Origin of the sequence: Chryseobacterium sp. G0201, assembly GCF_003815655.1 — a bacterium.
Lineage (GTDB): Bacteria > Bacteroidota > Bacteroidia > Flavobacteriales > Weeksellaceae > Chryseobacterium.
Genome location: NZ_CP033917.1, coordinates 1,363,069 through 1,380,626 on the forward strand (window position 1 = coordinate 1,363,069; position 17,558 = coordinate 1,380,626).

The window sequence follows — 17,558 nt, forward strand, 5'->3', positions numbered from 1 at the left end:
AATGTTTACCAATAACGATATCAATTTTGAAGCATTAAAAAGAAAAGCCTACAATGGAAGATGGGCAACGCTAGAAGATGGAATAATCCCTTTAACAGCCGCAGATCCAGACTTCAGAACAGCTCCCGGGATTGAACAGGGAATTATTGACTATATAAAAGACGGATATCTAAGCTACGGTCCATTTTCAGGACTTCAGGAGTTTAAGAAAAACGTTGCAGAGCATTTTAACATGGAAAAACATGGAAATTTTTTGCCCGAAAATATTCTAGCAGTCAACAGCGCAGCACAGGGAATGTTTTTGATCGCGAAATATGTTTTAAATCCTGGAGATGAAGCCATCATTTTGGATCCTGTGGATTTTCTATTCAAAAAATCGGTAGAAGCGGTTGGCGGAATCGTAAAATTATGTCCTGTCGATTCTAAAACCGGAGATATTGATTTTGAGAAATTAGTTTCATTAATCAATTCAAAAACGAAACTGATTAGCATTTGCAATCCTCACAATCCATTGGGGAAAATTTATTCTAAAGAAATTTTAACGAAAATTTCCGAGATCGCATCTGCTCACGATCTTTGGGTAATGAGTGACGAAATATGGAGCGATATTATTTATGACAATAAAGAGTTTCATACGTATTCATCGGTTTCAGAAGAAGCAAAAAAGAAGAGCTTTACAGTGTACGGTTTTTCAAAATCATTTGGAATTGCAGGTTTGAGAATTGGAGCGGTTTTATGTAATGATCAACAAATACTGGAAGATTTTACAGAAAAATCAAATTTCAATTCTACCATTGAAGGCGTTTCTACATTATCACAAATTGCCGCAACTGTTGCTTTGGAAAAAGCAAAACCTTGGTTCAAAGAATTTCTAAATCATTTACAGAACAACAGAGATCTTGCTTATAAAATTTTAAGCAATTCAGGGATTTTAACTCCTAATTTACCAGAAGCAACCTTTGTTTTATTTCCTAGAATCGAAAATGGATTTACAAGTGAAAATTTTGCTCAACATGCTTTACAACAAGGAAAAGTTGCCATCGTTCCCGGTTCGGAAAGATGGTTCGGAAAAGGAGCAGAAGGCCACGTAAGAATATGTTTTTCAACCTCAACAGAGATATTAGAAGAAGGATTAAATAGAATCATAACCAGCTTTTAAAATTAAAAATAACAAACAAATATTATTCAACAATTCAAAATTCTCTAATAACTATCAAAAACAACGCTTCTTTAATAAATTTTCAAACAATAGTGATTTTTTTTATTGGTTTAAAAACAAAAATCAATACATTTGGAATAATTACCAATTAAAAAAAACTCATTATATATGAAAGCAAGGTACGTGAGCGCTTTTTTTCTTGGCGCAACATCTTTTTTCTACGCTCAGGAAATCAATGATACCATTTCTAAAGAAGCTAAAATAGAGGAAGTTGCGATTACAGGAAGTAGAAATAAAAAAAGAACCGTAACAAATACACCCGTTCCTATTGATGTGATTGACATTAAACAGGTCAGCCAATCCACGGGACAAGTAGAGGTCAACCAACTTTTACAGTTTGCGGCACCCTCTTTTAATTCTAATAAACAATCCGGATCAGATGGAGCTGATGCTGTAGATCCTGCAACTTTAAGAGGTCTTGGGCCCGATCAAACCTTACTTTTATTAAACGGGAAAAGATACCATCAATCATCATTGATCAATCTTTTTGGGACAAAAGGAAGAGGAAACACCGGATCTGATATGAATACCATTCCGATTGGAGCGATAAAAAGAGTGGAAGTTCTTCGTGACGGCGCATCCGCACAATATGGTTCTGATGCCATTGCAGGAGTCATCAATGTTATTCTGAACGACCGCGACAAAGGCTTTGAAGGAAATGCTTTCTACGGAATGAATCTGTTTAAAAGTCCGGGAAGTAAAGATGTAGTTTCTGACCATAAAATAGACGGAATTACGTTCGATTTTAATGGAAATTTAGGAACTAAAATAGGTTCTAAAGGAGGTTTCGGAAATTTTACCGTGGAATTTATCAATAAAGAACATTCTATTAGAAATGCCAATCCAGAATTCTATGAAGCTCCAAGACAGCGTTTTGGTGATGCAAAATCTCAAAACATCTATTTCTTTGGAAACATAGAAGTTCCTTTGTCTGATAATCTGAAATTCTATTCCCGTCAAGGGTTTTCACACAGAGAAACAAATGCGTACGCATGGACGAGAACCGCAGATGCAGACGGAAATATTCCTGAAGTTTATCCGAATGGTTTCAATCCGATTCAAAATACAAGCATTTCAGATTTTACATTTGATAATGGTTTAAAATTCAAAGTTGCCGATTGGGATGTAGATTTTTACAATGCTTTTGGCAGCAACAGATTCACTTATCAGATCGACAATACGATTAATGCGACTTTAGGAGTAAATTCTCCCACAAGCTTCAATGCTGGCGGCCATTCACTTTTGCAAAATACGACAGGTTTTAATGCTACCAAGCAGTTTGGTGTTTTGGAAGGTTTAAATATTGCTTTCGGATCTGAATTCAGGTATGAAAAATTTAATATCATTAAAGGTGAAGAAGCTTCATACGCGATGTATGACATCAATGGAAATCTTGTAACAGCAAACACTGACCCCAGTTTATTAGTAACTGTTCCAGGTTCAAATGGCGAAAGTTATCGACCGGGCGGCTCACAAGGATTTCCGGGATATTCTCAGGAAGTGAATAAAAGTCGAAACAATTTTGCAGCATATGTAGACTCCGAATTGGATATTACAAAAAAATGGATGATTAGTATTGCCGGAAGATTTGAGAATTACAACGATTTCGGAAGTACCTTCAATGGAAAATTTGCAACAAGATATGCGATAACCCCTCAACTTGCTTTCAGAGCTTCTGCTTCTACAGGCTTTAGGGCTCCATCTTTAGCACAGAAATATTACAGTCTGCAGTTTACTAATTTTCAGGGAGGGGAATTAGTTGCGATTCAGCTTGCTTCCAATGACAGTAATTTGGCAAAAGTATCAGGAATTCCTCAATTAAAACAGGAAACTTCACTTAACGGAAGCGCGGGATTTACTTTTAACACAGGAAAATTTACAGCCACAATTGATGGATATTACATTAAAGTAAAAGACAGAATTGTGTTGACAGGTAATTTTGCAAAATCAGACCTTCCATTAGAAGCTCAAAATGAGTATCCTTTTATCGATCAGGCTCAGTTCTTTTCCAACGCTATTGATACCCAAACGAAAGGCGTAGATGTAATTTTAAGCTATAATGAAAATATTGGCAACGGAAAACTAACCGCCACTTTAGCCGGAAATTATAATGAAATGGAAATTACAAAAATCAACACGTCTCAACAGTTAGCAGGAAAAGAGGATATTTATATGAGCGCAAGAGAAAAAGCATTTATTCTGGCTTCTGCTCCGAAAACAAAGATCAATTTAAATTTAAACTATAAAATAAAAGGCTTTAATGCCAATATTCAATTGGTGAGATTTGATAAAGTCACCTTAATTGGTTACAACGGCGAAGATGATTTTCAGACTTATAACCCTAAGGTAACCACAGATTTATCTTTCGGATATGATTTTAGTAAAAATGTAAGCTTAACAATTGGAAGTAAGAATGTATTCAACCGATACCCTACTTTACAAAAAACTGCTGTCTCTGATGGAAATACAGAATCAGGCGGAATTTTCGATCCTGTACAAATGGGATTTGCAGGAAGACAGGCTTTTGCTAGATTTAATTTCAGATTTTAATATATATTTTAAACAATAAAGCTTCTGAAATTCAGAAGCTTTATCTTTTTATTTTTTAGAGATCTTATAAAGTTTTCCGCTGTCTGTTACAGCATAAAGACTTCCGTCCGCACCATCCAAAACATCTCGGAATCTTTCATTCTGATCAGCCAAAAGACGCTCCTCTCCTACTACTTTATTGTCTTTCATTACAATTCTGTTGATGTGTTCTCCACTCAGACAACCAATGATTAAATTTCCTTTCCACTCATCAATATTTCCGGTGTAGAAAGTAACTCCACTTGGTGAGATCACAGGATCCCAATAATAAACAGGCTGCTCGGTTCCTTCTTTTTGTGTTGTTCCATTATTTATTTTCGTGCCAGAATATTCAATTCCATACGTGACATCTCCCCAACCATAATTTTTTCCTGGTTTGATTAAATTAATTTCATCACCACCTCTCGGTCCCATTTCTACATCCCAAAGATTTCCATTTGGATCGATCGCCATACCTTGAGGATTTCTTACTCCATAAGCATAAATTTCAGGTTTAAATCCAGGTTTTCCTATAAATGGGTTTCCCGAAGCCGGTTTTCCTTCTTTTGTTATTTTTAAAATTTTACCTAAATAATTATCTGTTTTTTGAGCGTAAACTCTCGTTTGTTTATCAGATCTTTCTCCGGTACTTACAAATAAATTCCCGTCTTTATCAAACGCTAATCTGCTTCCATAATGTTTATCTCCATCATAAGAAGGCTCAGCTCGGAAAATCACTTTCACTTCCGAAATATTTTTTAAATCGGCAGAAAGTTTTCCTTTTGCCACCGAGGTTAAATTCCCTTCACCAAAAGGTTCTGAAAAACTAAAATAAATAATATTATTGGTTTTAAAATCAGGATCGAGAGCTACATCAAGCATTCCGCCCTGTCCTTTTGAATCTACTTTTGGAAATCCTTCAATTTTAGAAATCTGCTTTCCGTCTGTTGAAACAACGTTCATGTAACCTTTTTTATCGGTAATTAAAAATTTCCCATCCGGCAAGTTGATAATTCCCCAAGGTTTTCCAAGATCTTTACTTAATAATTCTACATTGTAAGGTGTTGAAGTTTTCACCGCTTTTATTCTTGTTTGCCCCGCAAATGAAGGCTTATAATTAGAATTTGGCTTTTCTGTTTCTACACTTCCGTCTTTACTTATCTGCTGTGCATTAGCATTATTCTTTTCACAAGATGATAAAATTAAAAACAAACTTAAAGCTGGTACATAAAACTTATTGATTTTCATAGTAATGTGATTAGTTATTATACTTAGAATAGAAAAATAGTGCCATAAAAAGCGATACTTTAATTATAATGATCTTTTAGTCAACAAAAAACGTTACATTTTTAGTGCTTTTTTACTTTCCAATATTTTGTTATAAAAAATCTAATATATTAAATAACATTAGTAGAAACAGTGAAAAAACCTCTTAAATATTTGTAAATCAATTGAAAATCTTAATCATTGAAATTGATACCACTTGTATTGAGACTAATAATATCTTTCGTATTTTTGTATATACACTAAATTTTCAATGAATTTTAATCTTCAATCAGAATATAAACCAACCGGCGACCAGCCAGTAGCCATAGAAAAACTTACCGAAGGAATAGAAATCGGTGAGAAGTATCAGACTTTATTGGGTGTTACCGGTTCCGGGAAAACATTTACCGTTGCCAATGTCGTTCAAAACGTACAAAGGCCAACGATTGTTATGGCTCACAATAAAACGTTGGCCGCACAGCTTTTTATGGAATTTAAAGAATTCTTTCCTGACAACGCTGTGGAATATTTTGTAAGTTACTATGACTACTACCAACCGGAAGCTTATATCGCGACAACCGGAACTTATATCGAAAAAGACCTGAGTATCAATGAGGAAGTTGAAAAATTACGACTTTCTGCCATTGCAAGTTTACTTTCAGGAAGGCGTGATGTTTTAATTGTAGCTTCCGTATCTTGTATTTATGGTGTTGGGAACCCTGCGGAGTTTCACAAGTCTTTAATTTCCCTTGCAATTGGAGAAAAAATAACAAGAACATCCCTTTTACATTCTTTAGTTAATGCTTTATATTCCAGAACATTAGCAGACTTCCAACGAGGAACATTCAGAGTGAAAGGAGATGTTATTGATGTATTTCCTGCTTATGCAGATAATGCTGTGAGGATTCAGTTTTTTGGAGATGAAATTGAAAAAATTCAGAGTTTTGATCCTGTTTCTGGTAATGTTACGGCTAGTTTTGATCAAATTCAAATTTATCCTGCCAACCTTTTTGTTACATCAAAAGAAACTTTGAATGGAGCCATCAAAAACATTCAGGACGACATGGTGAAACAGGTTGATTTCTTTAGCGAAATAGGAAAACCTTTGGAAGCCAAAAGATTACAGGAAAGAACAGAACTCGATCTGGAAATGATCAAAGAATTGGGCTATTGTTCTGGAATTGAGAACTATTCGCGTTATTTGGATGGCAGACTTCCCGGATCAAGACCTTTCTGTTTATTAGATTATTTTCCTAAAGATTATTTAATGGTAATTGATGAAAGTCATGTTACCGTTCCTCAAGTCCATGCGATGTATGGAGGTGACAGAAGCCGTAAGGAAGCCTTGGTGGAATATGGATTCCGCCTTCCCGCTGCAATGGATAATAGACCTCTAAAGTTTGAAGAATATGAATCGATACAAAATCAGGTTATTTACGTTTCTGCAACTCCTGCCGACTATGAATTAGAAAAATCTGGTGGAACATATATCGAACAGATCATTCGTCCGACAGGACTTTTAGATCCTGTTATTGAGGTAAGACCGAGCCAAAACCAGATTGATGATTTAATGGAGGAAATCCAGAAAAGAGCCGATCTTGATGAAAGGGTTTTGGTAACTACTTTAACTAAAAAAATGGCCGAGGAATTGACTAAATACTTCACAAAATTTGGTATCAGAACGAGATACATTCACTCTGATGTTGAAACTTTGGAACGTATTCAGATCATGCATGATTTGCGTGTTGGTCTTTTTGATGTTTTAATTGGGGTAAACTTACTAAGAGAAGGTTTAGACTTACCTGAAGTTTCTTTAGTTGCCATCTTAGATGCCGATAAGGAAGGAATGCTAAGAAGCAGAAGATCAATGATTCAGACAGTTGGTCGTGCTGCAAGAAACCTTAACGGTAAAGCTATTTTATATGCCGATAAAATGACAAAATCGATGCAGGCAACGATAGACGAAACTGAATATCGCCGTACAAAACAAATTCAATACAACACAGATAATAATAAGGTTCCAACTGCTTTAAATAAGAAAATATCTGAGAATTTAGTCGGCCGAAGCAAAGATTTCCCGGATGAAAAATACACTCAAAAACAGATCCTACAAAAAGTTGCCGAAGTAAAAGCAACTTACGCAACTGAGGATGTTGAAAAAATGATCAGCAAAAAGCAAAAAGAAATGGAAGCTGCCGCCAAAAATCTTGATTTCATTAAAGCAGCCAAGCTGAGAGATGAAATTACAGCATTAAAAGAGTAATTATATCCAAAATAATATAGTTTCGGCGGCACCAAAGGTGCCGCCGAAACTATATCCTAAAATTTGTAAGTCTTATTTTTTAGCTTATCATAATTTACTGTTCCACCTCTAAGTGGTGTCAGCAAATCCATCAAGCCATTAATTTTAATTTCATAAATAGTTGAAAGTTGCATTCCCAGTTTTCCCGGAGGCATTCCTTTACTGTAAAACCACTCAAGATAACTGACTGGCAGATCTGCAAGAATTACCCCTTTATGTTTCCCGAAAGGCATCTTCATAACGCAAATCTCTTTTAATATTTCCGGGTTTATTCCTTCTACCATTTTATTTTAAACTATTAGATCAATTTTATTTTCAACCTCATTATCTTTATCCGATAACTGTAAATCCGGCGGTGTATCTTCATCAGAAAACTCGTTTCTATATACCTGAATTAAAAGAAGGGTAAGAGATATCAGAATTGGTCCGAAGATCAATCCCATAAATCCAAACAGATTCATTCCCATGATAATTCCGAAAACGGTATTTAGGGGGTGAATATCCTCTAATTTTTTAAGTAAGGTAAATCGTAGCAAGTTATCCGTTAATCCAACCACAACCAAACAATAAGCCGCTAAACCAAGTCCGTGTCCTGTATCTCCTTCTGCAATCATAAAAATACAGATTGGAACATAAACAATTGCCGCTCCTACAATTGGAATCATAGACCCAACTGCTGTTAATGCAAAAAGTAAAACAGGACTGGGAGCTCCAAATATAAAATATCCTATCAATGCTACCACTCCTTGTCCGAGAGCCACCACAGGAATACCAATGGCGTTGGCCAAGATCAGCTTTCTCATCTTTTCACCTATCAAAGACACATTAGATCTTTTCAAAGGTGCGGAAGAAGCAAGAATTCGTTCAAAAAAACGAGGTGCACTCAACATAAAGTAAAGAATAAAATACATGGACATGATCACGGTAAGTGTGTTAAACGTCCCGCTAACAGCTTTAGTAGAAACCTGTCCGACAGAATTCTTCAGCTTGTCCATATTTTCCTTACTAAGTATATCAAAACCGGTTTTCGAATAAATATAAGAATGTATTTTTTCAAGAAACACATTAAACTTTGTCATGTAAGCCTGTGCATTTCCTAATTTTTCAATTAAAAGATCGGCAATAAAATAGATCGGTAAAATAAGGATAATCAAACTCGCAAGCATTAATACCAATGATGAAAGCCAAGGTTTCCACTTTTTTTCCTCTTGCAGATAGAAATTATATTTTCTGCAAAGAACATACAGCGTAATTGCCCCCAATACGGAAGGGATAAAAAGTGCAAGGTTAAAACAAATCAATCCCGCCAACACCAAAATAATAGCAAGTAAAGAAACCTGCTTTATCGCTACACTGCTTATTTGTTTATCTTTGTTCAAATCTTTATTTTTTATCTAAAAGTTGTCTTGGTTTTCCTAAGAAAGCACAATATGCCGAATACATTACGATCATAATAAATGGAGCCGTTACAATAATTCCTATTCCGCAAAGAACAATCCCTGCAACAGATATTAAAAGACCTAAAAGTGTTGTTCCTAAAAATGTGGCATAATTTTCTTTCGCAATATTGAAAGATTTACCTAAAGCTTCAGTCGCAGAGGCATTTTCAAAAAGCAAAATTGGATATCCCAATAGTAATAAAGGATAAACAAAAAAGAAAGGAATAACGCAAAGAAATCCAGCAACGCTACATATGATCCCTGAAATTATACTGTAAATCAAAATATTAACAAAATTCTGACGATAGCCAATGAACAGATCTGAAAACTCAATACTGTTCTTTGTGTTGAATTTATTTACAATATAAATCAACCCCACATACAAAGGAGCCAGTAAAACTCCAAGAAGACCTGAAAAAGTAAGATACATGGAAAACCCCGGTGCATCCCAATAACTAAAATTTGAATAATCTCCGGAATCTCTCATCTCCTCCATCATAGAAGCAGAGTTAAATCCGGTTAACGATTGAATAATCGCTCCTCCGATAATATAAATGATCATTGCCACTACCGCATAAAGAAAAACTCCTTTATACATTTCGAATGCATGGGAAATAATTGATCCTGTATCTCTGCTGGGAGCTGATCCCTGCTGATCAAATTCATTAAATTCTGACATGGTGTATAATTTTTTAATGTTACTTTCAAATTTAACTTTTTTTGCCAGATAAAGTATTAAATACAGATAAATTTAACTTTTTTCAGCAAAAACAGTCTTGTAAAGCGAATAAATCATCGCATTCCAAAATGGAAATGTGAATAACCCTCCAACCAAAAACAGACCAAAGCCCAAATATTTAAAGAACGTTGCCACAATAACGCAGACAAATATTTCTATAAAGTACATTTTCAAGGCTTTAAAATTTAAAGAAATCGCCTCAAAGATTCTTTTATCGGTAAAGAACATCAACGGAGCAACAAAAATTGTAATAAAAACCCAAACCACAGCCAAAATTATTGTCTGAGCAACCAATAAATAGGTAAAAAACCAAAAGATATAATATCCTATATATTTAAAGAAATTAAGCCCGTTGTATCCCGCAAACAAATCACCAAGAACAATTTTTTCTTTTAAATCCATCTTTTTGAAAATCTGGAAAAAACCAAGATTCAAAGGAAAAAGAAAAATGATCGTTGCAAAAATTCCAAACGTAAACTTTTGATAATTGTCCGTCTGTGTAAGTTCAGAAACTTTTGCCAAATATTCGTTTGTCCCAATTTTGAAGGCCTCCATAAATTCCTGATTCATCTCCCAAATTCCGTATTTGGATGCAAAAAACGAAAATGATGTAAAAAATATAGCAAAGTAAATGATGGAGAACATTAATTGATAGATCAATGTTTTATTCCAGTAAAAAAAAGCCTGTTTCAGTATAAAGTCAATTCCCGGTTTCTGAGGATATTTGTTCTGCATTAAAAATATTTTGTACAAAAGTAAACATCAATAAGTACTTTTGCCGAATGTTTTCAGTGAATCATCAAAAATTTATGGAAATGGACGAACTTTCTCTTCAGAAGGTTCCCTATTTTTTTGTCATCGACTTCCTCGTTGACAATGTAGAAATTTACAGAGAAAATGAAATTAAAAAATCAGGCTTACTAATTGATTTTCAAAATTTTAAAAGCTCAAAAAACAAAGACAAATTAGATAAAAAAATTGCATGGAAATCATTCCCTGAGAGTTTAGAAAGTTTTAAATCAGGATTTGATAAAGTTCAGAAAAATATTCGTTTAGGAAATTCTTACTTGGTAAATTATACTAGAAAAACCAAAATTGAAACTAATTTAACACTTGAAGAAATTTTCTATCATTCAAATGCAAAATACAAGGTTTTTTATAAAGATTTTTTTGTATTTTTTTCTCCTGAAACTTTTGTGAAGATCATTGACGGAAAAATTCTGACCTATCCCATGAAAGGCACTATTGATGCGGCTTTAGAAAATGCAGCAGAAATTCTTAAAAATGACAAAAAAGAAAAAGCCGAGCATTATACGGTTGTAGATTTGCTTCGAAATGATCTCAGCATGGTTGCAGACAATGTGAACGTTGATAAATTTCAGCACATTGATTTTATTAAAACTCAGCAAAAAAATCTTTATGCCATGAGTTCAGAGATTTCGGGTAATTTAAAGCCTGAATTTGATGGAAAAGTAGGAAGTATTATGAAAAAACTGCTTCCTGCGGGTTCTATTTTAGGAGCTCCAAAGCCAAAAACACTGGAAATAACCCTCGAAGCAGAAGGATATGACAGAGGTTATTATACCGGAGTTTGCGGCTGGTTTGACGGTGAAAATCTCGACAGCTGCGTGATGATCCGGTTTATTGAAAAGGAAAGCGATCAGCTTTATTTCAAAAGTGGTGGCGGAATAACGCACATGAGTAAATTAGAAGACGAGTATCAGGAAATGAAAAATAAAATTTATGTCCCAATTCATTGAAAGTATTAAAGTAGAAGACCAGGAAGTTTTTTTATTAGAACTTCACCAAAAGCGTGTTAATCAAACCTTTGCCCATTTTGGAAAAGAAGGCTCAATTGATTTGGCTAAAATTTTTAAACATCTGGAACATGATGAAGACGGAATGTACAAACTAAGAGTCGCTTACGATTTGGACAAAAAAATCCGTACCCAAATGATTCCTTACGCAATTCCGGAAATACAAGATTTTCAATTAGTTGAAAACAATAGTTTCGATTATTCTTTTAAATTTGAAGACCGAAAAGAGCTGGAAAAAATGAAAATGAAATCCAAAGCTGAAGAAATCATTATTGTAAAAAATAATCATATCACGGACACTTCATTTTCTAATCTTTTATTTCAAAAAGGTAAAGATTGGTTCACTCCGACAACCTATCTTTTGAATGGTGTTCAAAGACAAAATCTTTTGAAGCAGAAAAAAATTAAAGAAACCGAGATCACTTTACAAAATCTTAAACAATTCTCACATTTTCAACTAATTAATGCGATGAATGATTTTGATGACATGTTCATTTACCCAATAGACCGAATTATCAATCTACCGGGTAATGAAGAATATTTGGATCTTTAATTCTCTTTCATAAAATTAAAATAAGCCTTTAAAACATCGGCACTATTTTTACCGTGAGTATTCACTTCCAGTATTTTAGGCTGTGCATCCGGCTTGAAGAAATTATCTAAAACACGGTCAAGCGTCGGCTCATCTTCCACTCGTGTGTAAGAAAATCCGAAATGCTTGGCAAGATGTTCAGCGTTTTTCTTGTGTTTTGTAGCGATAAATTCATCTAAGGTATTCGGATTGGCATTTCCAGGTCCGGGAATAATTTTAAAGATATTTCCTTCTCCGTTATTGAAGATCATAATCCTCACAAACGGTGGAATATATTGATTCCAAAGCCCGTTGATGTCATAGAAGAAACTTAAATCTCCCGTAATTAATAAGGTTGGATTGGCATTTTTAATGGCAAATCCCATTGCTGTAGAGGTAGAACCGTCGATTCCGCTTGTTCCTCTGTTGCAATAGATTTTTCTTTTTCCAAAGTCAAAAAGCTGGGCATATCTGATTGCCGAACTGTTGCTGACATGAATATTGTAATTTTCAGGAACTGTTTGTGAAACTTTATTGAAGAAATAAAAATCAGAGAATTCTACCATATTTAAAAACTTCTCATGTTTTGCATCTTTTTTATCTCTTAAAACATCCCAAAGATTAAAGTATGGTTTTGGCTCTAGATTTATGAATTTCAACAATTTAGAAAAAAACAATTCAGGTTTGATTTCTATTTTTTCAGTCAAAGAAAAATAAGTATCCGGCTGCCAAACTTCATCCAGATGCCAATGCTGTTTTGGACGGGCACTTCTTAAAAACTGTTTTACTTTTTTGGAAACAACATTTTGTCCGATCGTTATTAACAGATCCGGAGCATATGTTTTGTAATCTTCTTCCGTAAAATTAAAAATATATCTATCAATATGCTTGAAGAATTTTTCGTGATGCAAATTAGAATTCACCTCACTTAAAACCACAACAGAATGATTTTTAACCAATTGAGAAAGCTGACTCTCCAATTCAGGGCTGTAATCTCTTGTTCCTACCAAAAGAAGAATTCTTTGTGAAGTATTCCAGTCTGCCACTAAGTTGGAAGGAATTTCGTATTCTTTCTGCTTAATTGTTTTTTCAACCGTAGGAAAAGTCGGAAGCTCAGAAACCAATTCATACAAAGGTTCTTCCAAAGGAATATTGATGTGAACCGGACCTTGCTTTTCAAAACAAAGCTCGATCGCTTTTTTTATAATGTCAAAATTAATCTCTTCGGCATTATCTTTACTATCTTCTAAGAGTTGAAAGTCGCCGTAAGAATGCTGATGAAAAATATTATTCTGTCTAATGGTCTGTCCGTCAAAAATATCAACATAATCTGTTGGCCTGTCAGCACTTAAAATCAAAAGAGGAACATTCTGATAAAATGCTTCTGTAACAGCAGGGTAATAATTCGCCACCGCAGAACCACTTGTACAGGTAATTGCAACAGGCTTTTTCTCACTTTTTGCCATTCCGATCCCTACAAAAGCTGCACTTCTTTCATCCACAATACTGAAACAATTAAAGCCATCCACTTCCGAAAAATGAATAGCTAACGGAGCATTTCTGGACCCCGGTGAAATAACAATATCTAAAATTCCGTACTGCTGAAGAAGATGCGCAAGTATTTGGATACTTCTCTTAGAAGAATATTTTTTCATAAGTACAAAATTAACTGTTTTTATTGATTCCTTAAACTAATTTTTAATATGCCAACTTTTGTCGCTTTGTCAGAGTTTCTTTGCTACACAAACAACTTTTATAAAAAAATACAATTCCAAATTAATCTTAACATTTAAAATATGAAAAAATGAGTATTTACAAAACATTTCCCGATTTCGATGATTTTGACAAAGCAGATCAACAGCAAATGCTTGCCCATTATCAAAGTAATAACATTATCAATTTTGACGAACTACAGAGAAGCAACTTCATTAAAAGAAAAGATCCTTTCGAAAACATTAGAACCAATAAAACATTTGATGAAATCTCCAATGAGTATGCATTAAGCACACCTTTTGAAAAAAATAGTGCTTTTTACAAACCTACAACTGAAGATTATGATGCTTTATCTCAAGATTTTTACACGGGAGGAATTAACTATGACCTTCTTACAAAAGATTTAAAAGAAAAATTAGGACTGATAAAAAATCTCTTATTTGAGCCAGAAAAGTATTTATTGGAAGATAAAACTATCTATTCAGGTTCTTCCTCATTTAGCACTCCTGTATTCAGCAGTGTTAAAAATAATAAACCCTTTTTGTATAAAAAGAACGATACAGAAGTTCATGCTATTTTTGATTTATCCAAATTAAATACTAGAAAAAATTTATTGAGTAACTCTTACAATTTTGGGATTTATTTTGACAATTATAAAGTAACCTATAATCTGAATTTTATCTATAAGGACGGTGAAGATAAAAAATTCTCAGATACACAAACAAATGCAACCGAAAGTCCTTACGATTTCAAATTGAATGACGAATATATTGCAATAAAGCTATATACAGGGAATGCAGAGACTTTTATAGAATTTATACGAATTATAAAAGGTAATTCACAAGCTGAACAAATGAAAAAAGATATTATCCGATATTATAAAAATTTCTTTGTAGCAGCTGAAAATAATCCTGATATTATTGATGCTTTATATGAAAAGATTCCTGATTTTGTTTTAGAAATTCTTACAGATGAGATGCTTTGGAAAGATTTTGTTGCTCTTTCTGATAAAGCGATTGATACATCTGGCACTAATGAAAACCTTTCAGTCATTAATCTGTTAAAAGGTGTAAAAAATCCGAATTGGTGGTACAACCAAATTAATCAACATCTTGAACCTGTCCGTAAAATACTTAAAAAATTTAGTAATAAACATATTGAAGACCTAATTACAATTTTCTCAAGAATTGGTTCAAAAAACTGGACGATTAAAGAAATTGAACAAGCATGGACGTTTGATCTTGATTACGAAGACTATAGACCTTCAGATGGAGTTAATGATCCCTATATCAGATATACTGGTTTTGCTTATTATTTAGAAAAAGATAAGAAATATAGAATAGGAACAGCATTGTTTGGTTATGATGACGCTTCTATCGTAATGCCTTATAATGAAAAAGAAATTGGACCAGATGAGCTACAATTGCCATATGTTTCAATGAAGTTAATTTTAGATAAAGGGAAAATAACTTATATTCCTTGTTTTGTTGCCGAATATTTTACTGACAAGAAAATAGACGAGGAATTTTGGATAATTTTGAATAACATTGCAATAGGATTATTACCAGAATTTGAGGCTAAATTAATTGGGAACGCTGTTAAAAATTTAAAACAAGAAAGTGAGCTTTTAAAGAAACTGCGTAAGTTTGTAAAAATAAAGAATAAAGTGCCAAACGAATCAATGCCAATAGATGGTAAACTATATGGGATTGCTGAAGTAGAAAACGGAATACTTAAAATAGACGGACAAATAATTCCAAAGTATGGATCCGTTGATTTTGTAATTACGACAGAAGGAAAATTGCTTTTAGGAAAAAAACATCATTTTTTAGGAAATGCAGAAAATGTGTTAGCAGCTGGAACTTTAAAAATAGTTAAAGGAAAAGTTTTAAACATAAGTAATTTTTCAGGACATTATGCGCCTTCAATTGATGAAACTAAACAGTTTCCTGAAATTTTTAAAGCTTTAGGAGTAGATTTAGAAAAAGCATACCTTGAAACAATGGAATTAATAAATGACAAACCTGTTTTTAAAACAACAAAAATAAAGTAACATGCAAACAATAAATTATATAAAATCAATAATTGAAAATCCTAAAATTGATTATACTGAAACCCTAAAAGATTATTTTAAAAACGAGACAAAAAGTACTAAAATAGCGGCTTTTATAAATGCAACAAATGAAGGAATAATTACATCCATCTTTCAATCAAATCAAGAATTATGGTTAGATTTTGACAAGTCAGATTGGATAGAAATTTTAAAAACAACCAATAGAACAAGTGTTTCTGAAGTTTTTGATGTTAAATTAATAAACACAAATTGTTTCGATGATTTAAAATTGCTTAATAAATATTTAAAAATCAATCCATTTGAATTATTATTTGAGGCAAAAGATACAATTGCAAAAGAAAATATGTTAAATTGTTTCAAATTTGGAATGCAATTTTCTGGTTTATTTTTTGAAGATGAAGTTTTTTTTAAGGAAACCTATGATGATTTCTGGAATATCTCCTATAATAAACTTAAAGAATATTCTCATGATCTAATCACACAAGGCTGTGAAAAACGAATTGATACACCAGAGGAGCTATACTCTTGGTTGGAGGAGAAAATAAAAATAGTCTAAGCTGTTTGATCCGTTCATAAATGAACTGACCTTGTGTTACTGTAGATATTCTAAAACAATTATCAACAGCTCTAATTAATTAGATAGTCAAATCTTTGTTTCTTTAAAAAGGAGATAATATTGGCTTTATCCCTAGAGGATATGGTGGAATTGTTTGTTTGAAATTTAAAGATAAAGTTTCTTGTTCAAAATATGATAGTGAATAATATATGATACAAAAAATGATATATTTTATTACTAAAGAAATAATAGATAAGATTTTGGAAGAATTGGAAATAGTAGGAAATCAATAATCAAAAAAGATGTAATTTTGCACCACGTTAAATTTCTAAAAATGGATAAAATACCTAGTGTAGACCTGCGTGATTTCCTTTCGGGTGACCCGGAACGCAAACAGAAATTTGTAAATGAAATCGGAAAAGCTTACGAAGAAATTGGTTTTGTAGCCTTAAAAGGGCACTTTCTTAATGACCAGTTAGTAGAAGATCTGTACGGCGAAGTGAAAAACTTTTTTGAGCTTCCCACAGAAACGAAGCAAAAGTATGAAATTCCAGGAATCGGTGGCCAGAGAGGCTATGTCGGATTCGGTAAAGAAACTGCAAAAGGTTTCAAAAAAGGAGACTTGAAAGAATTTTGGCATTTCGGACAATATGTGTCTGATGATTCAAAATACAAGAAAGAATATCCTGACAATGTGATCGTTGAAGAACTTCCAAAATTCAATGAAGTAGGTAAAGAAACGTACCAAATGCTTGAAAAAACAGGAAAATCTGTTTTGCAGGCGTTGGCATTATATCTTGATCTTGATGAGTTTTACTTTGACGACAAGATCGCAGAAGGGAACTCTATTTTAAGACCCATTCACTATCCCCCAATCACTCAGGAGCCTGATGATGCGGTAAGAGCAGCTGCTCACGGAGACATCAACCTGATTACTCTTTTGATGGGATCTCAAGGAAAAGGACTTCAAGTTCAAAACCACAACGGTGATTGGATCGACGCGATTGCTGAACCAGACGAATTGGTAATCAACGTTGGAGATATGTTGTCAAGACATACCAACAACAAATTGAAATCTACGATTCACAGAGTGGTCAACCCGCCAAGAGAATTGTGGGGAACTTCAAGATACTCAATCCCTTTCTTTATGCATCCCGTAAGCGGAATGTCATTAAACGCTCTTGAAAACTGTGTTGACGAAGACCATCCTAAGTTATATGAAGATACAACCGCCGGAGAATTTTTACATGAAAGATTAATTGAATTAGGTTTAATAAAAAAATAACTACCACAC

14 protein-coding genes are annotated in these 17,558 nt (G+C 33.6%); 8 read left to right on the top strand and 6 right to left on the bottom strand.

Features of this window, described 5'->3' with window-relative positions; all coding sequences use genetic code 11:
• Window position 1 precedes the first annotated feature (1 nt).
• Both EG348_RS06030 and EG348_RS06035 read left to right on the top strand, forming a co-directional pair.
• A complete protein-coding gene (locus EG348_RS06030) occupies window positions 2-1,159 on the top strand; it encodes a pyridoxal phosphate-dependent aminotransferase (protein WP_123981571.1) in 1,158 nt (385 codons plus the stop codon).
• A 168-nt stretch (window positions 1,160-1,327) separates the two neighbouring features.
• On the top strand, window positions 1,328-3,769 hold the full coding sequence (locus tag EG348_RS06035) for a TonB-dependent receptor plug domain-containing protein (protein ID WP_123981573.1): 2,442 nt from the start codon (window positions 1,328-1,330) through the stop codon (window positions 3,767-3,769).
• Between the two features lie 48 nt (window positions 3,770-3,817).
• Here the strand turns inward: EG348_RS06035 and EG348_RS06040 are convergent, their stop codons facing one another.
• The gene (locus EG348_RS06040; protein ID WP_123981575.1) at window positions 3,818-5,035 is read right to left on the bottom strand and encodes a PQQ-dependent sugar dehydrogenase; all 1,218 of its coding nucleotides are present in this window, start codon (window positions 5,033-5,035) and stop codon (window positions 3,818-3,820) included.
• Window positions 5,036-5,324: 289 nt separating this feature from the next.
• Between EG348_RS06040 and uvrB the strand changes: the two genes are divergently transcribed.
• Entirely contained in the window at window positions 5,325-7,316 is a 1,992-nt protein-coding gene (gene uvrB / locus EG348_RS06045; protein WP_123981577.1) for an excinuclease ABC subunit UvrB, read from the top strand.
• A gap of 56 nt (window positions 7,317-7,372) precedes the next feature.
• On the opposite strand, the gene EG348_RS06050 is transcribed toward uvrB, so the two are convergent.
• From EG348_RS06050 to EG348_RS06065, 4 genes are all read right to left on the bottom strand, one after another.
• Window positions 7,373-7,627 carry a DUF3820 family protein gene (locus tag EG348_RS06050; protein WP_123985030.1) on the bottom strand — a complete coding sequence of 85 codons (255 nt, stop codon included), beginning with the start codon at window positions 7,625-7,627 and terminating at the stop codon, window positions 7,373-7,375.
• Between the two features lie 18 nt (window positions 7,628-7,645).
• Window positions 7,646-8,734 (bottom strand): AI-2E family transporter, encoded by a 1,089-nt coding sequence (locus EG348_RS06055; protein ID WP_123981579.1) that lies wholly within the window; start codon window positions 8,732-8,734, stop codon window positions 7,646-7,648.
• A 4-nt stretch (window positions 8,735-8,738) separates the two neighbouring features.
• Window positions 8,739-9,473 (bottom strand): beta-carotene 15,15'-monooxygenase, encoded by a 735-nt coding sequence (locus EG348_RS06060; RefSeq protein ID WP_123981581.1) that lies wholly within the window; start codon window positions 9,471-9,473, stop codon window positions 8,739-8,741.
• Window positions 9,474-9,545: 72 nt separating this feature from the next.
• Window positions 9,546-10,268 (bottom strand): hypothetical protein, encoded by a 723-nt coding sequence (locus EG348_RS06065; protein ID WP_123981582.1) that lies wholly within the window; start codon window positions 10,266-10,268, stop codon window positions 9,546-9,548.
• Between the two features lie 47 nt (window positions 10,269-10,315).
• Between EG348_RS06065 and EG348_RS06070 the strand changes: the two genes are divergently transcribed.
• Both EG348_RS06070 and EG348_RS06075 read left to right on the top strand, forming a co-directional pair.
• Window positions 10,316-11,293, top strand: coding sequence for an aminodeoxychorismate synthase component I (locus EG348_RS06070; protein ID WP_123981584.1), 978 nt, complete (start codon window positions 10,316-10,318; stop codon window positions 11,291-11,293).
• Entirely contained in the window at window positions 11,277-11,903 is a 627-nt protein-coding gene (locus tag EG348_RS06075; RefSeq protein WP_123981586.1) for an aminotransferase class IV, read from the top strand. Before EG348_RS06070 ends, EG348_RS06075 begins: the two co-directional genes overlap by 17 nt.
• On the opposite strand, the gene menD is transcribed toward EG348_RS06075, so the two are convergent.
• On the bottom strand, window positions 11,900-13,576 hold the full coding sequence (gene menD, locus EG348_RS06080) for a 2-succinyl-5-enolpyruvyl-6-hydroxy-3-cyclohexene-1-carboxylic-acid synthase (protein ID WP_123981588.1): 1,677 nt from the start codon (window positions 13,574-13,576) through the stop codon (window positions 11,900-11,902). The two genes, EG348_RS06075 and menD, sit on opposite strands and share 4 nt — an antisense overlap.
• A 149-nt stretch (window positions 13,577-13,725) precedes the next feature.
• On the opposite strand from menD, the gene EG348_RS06085 reads away from it, so the two are divergent.
• From EG348_RS06085 to EG348_RS06095, 3 genes are all read left to right on the top strand, one after another.
• The gene (locus EG348_RS06085; protein WP_123981590.1) at window positions 13,726-15,687 is read left to right on the top strand and encodes a hypothetical protein; all 1,962 of its coding nucleotides are present in this window, start codon (window positions 13,726-13,728) and stop codon (window positions 15,685-15,687) included.
• 1 nt (window position 15,688) lies between these two features.
• The gene (locus tag EG348_RS06090; RefSeq protein ID WP_123981592.1) at window positions 15,689-16,264 is read left to right on the top strand and encodes a hypothetical protein; all 576 of its coding nucleotides are present in this window, start codon (window positions 15,689-15,691) and stop codon (window positions 16,262-16,264) included.
• Window positions 16,265-16,598: 334 nt separating this feature from the next.
• Window positions 16,599-17,549: an isopenicillin N synthase family dioxygenase gene (locus EG348_RS06095; RefSeq protein ID WP_123981594.1), complete on the top strand. Its 951-nt coding sequence runs from the start codon at window positions 16,599-16,601 to the stop codon at window positions 17,547-17,549.
• Window positions 17,550-17,558 lie beyond the last annotated feature (9 nt).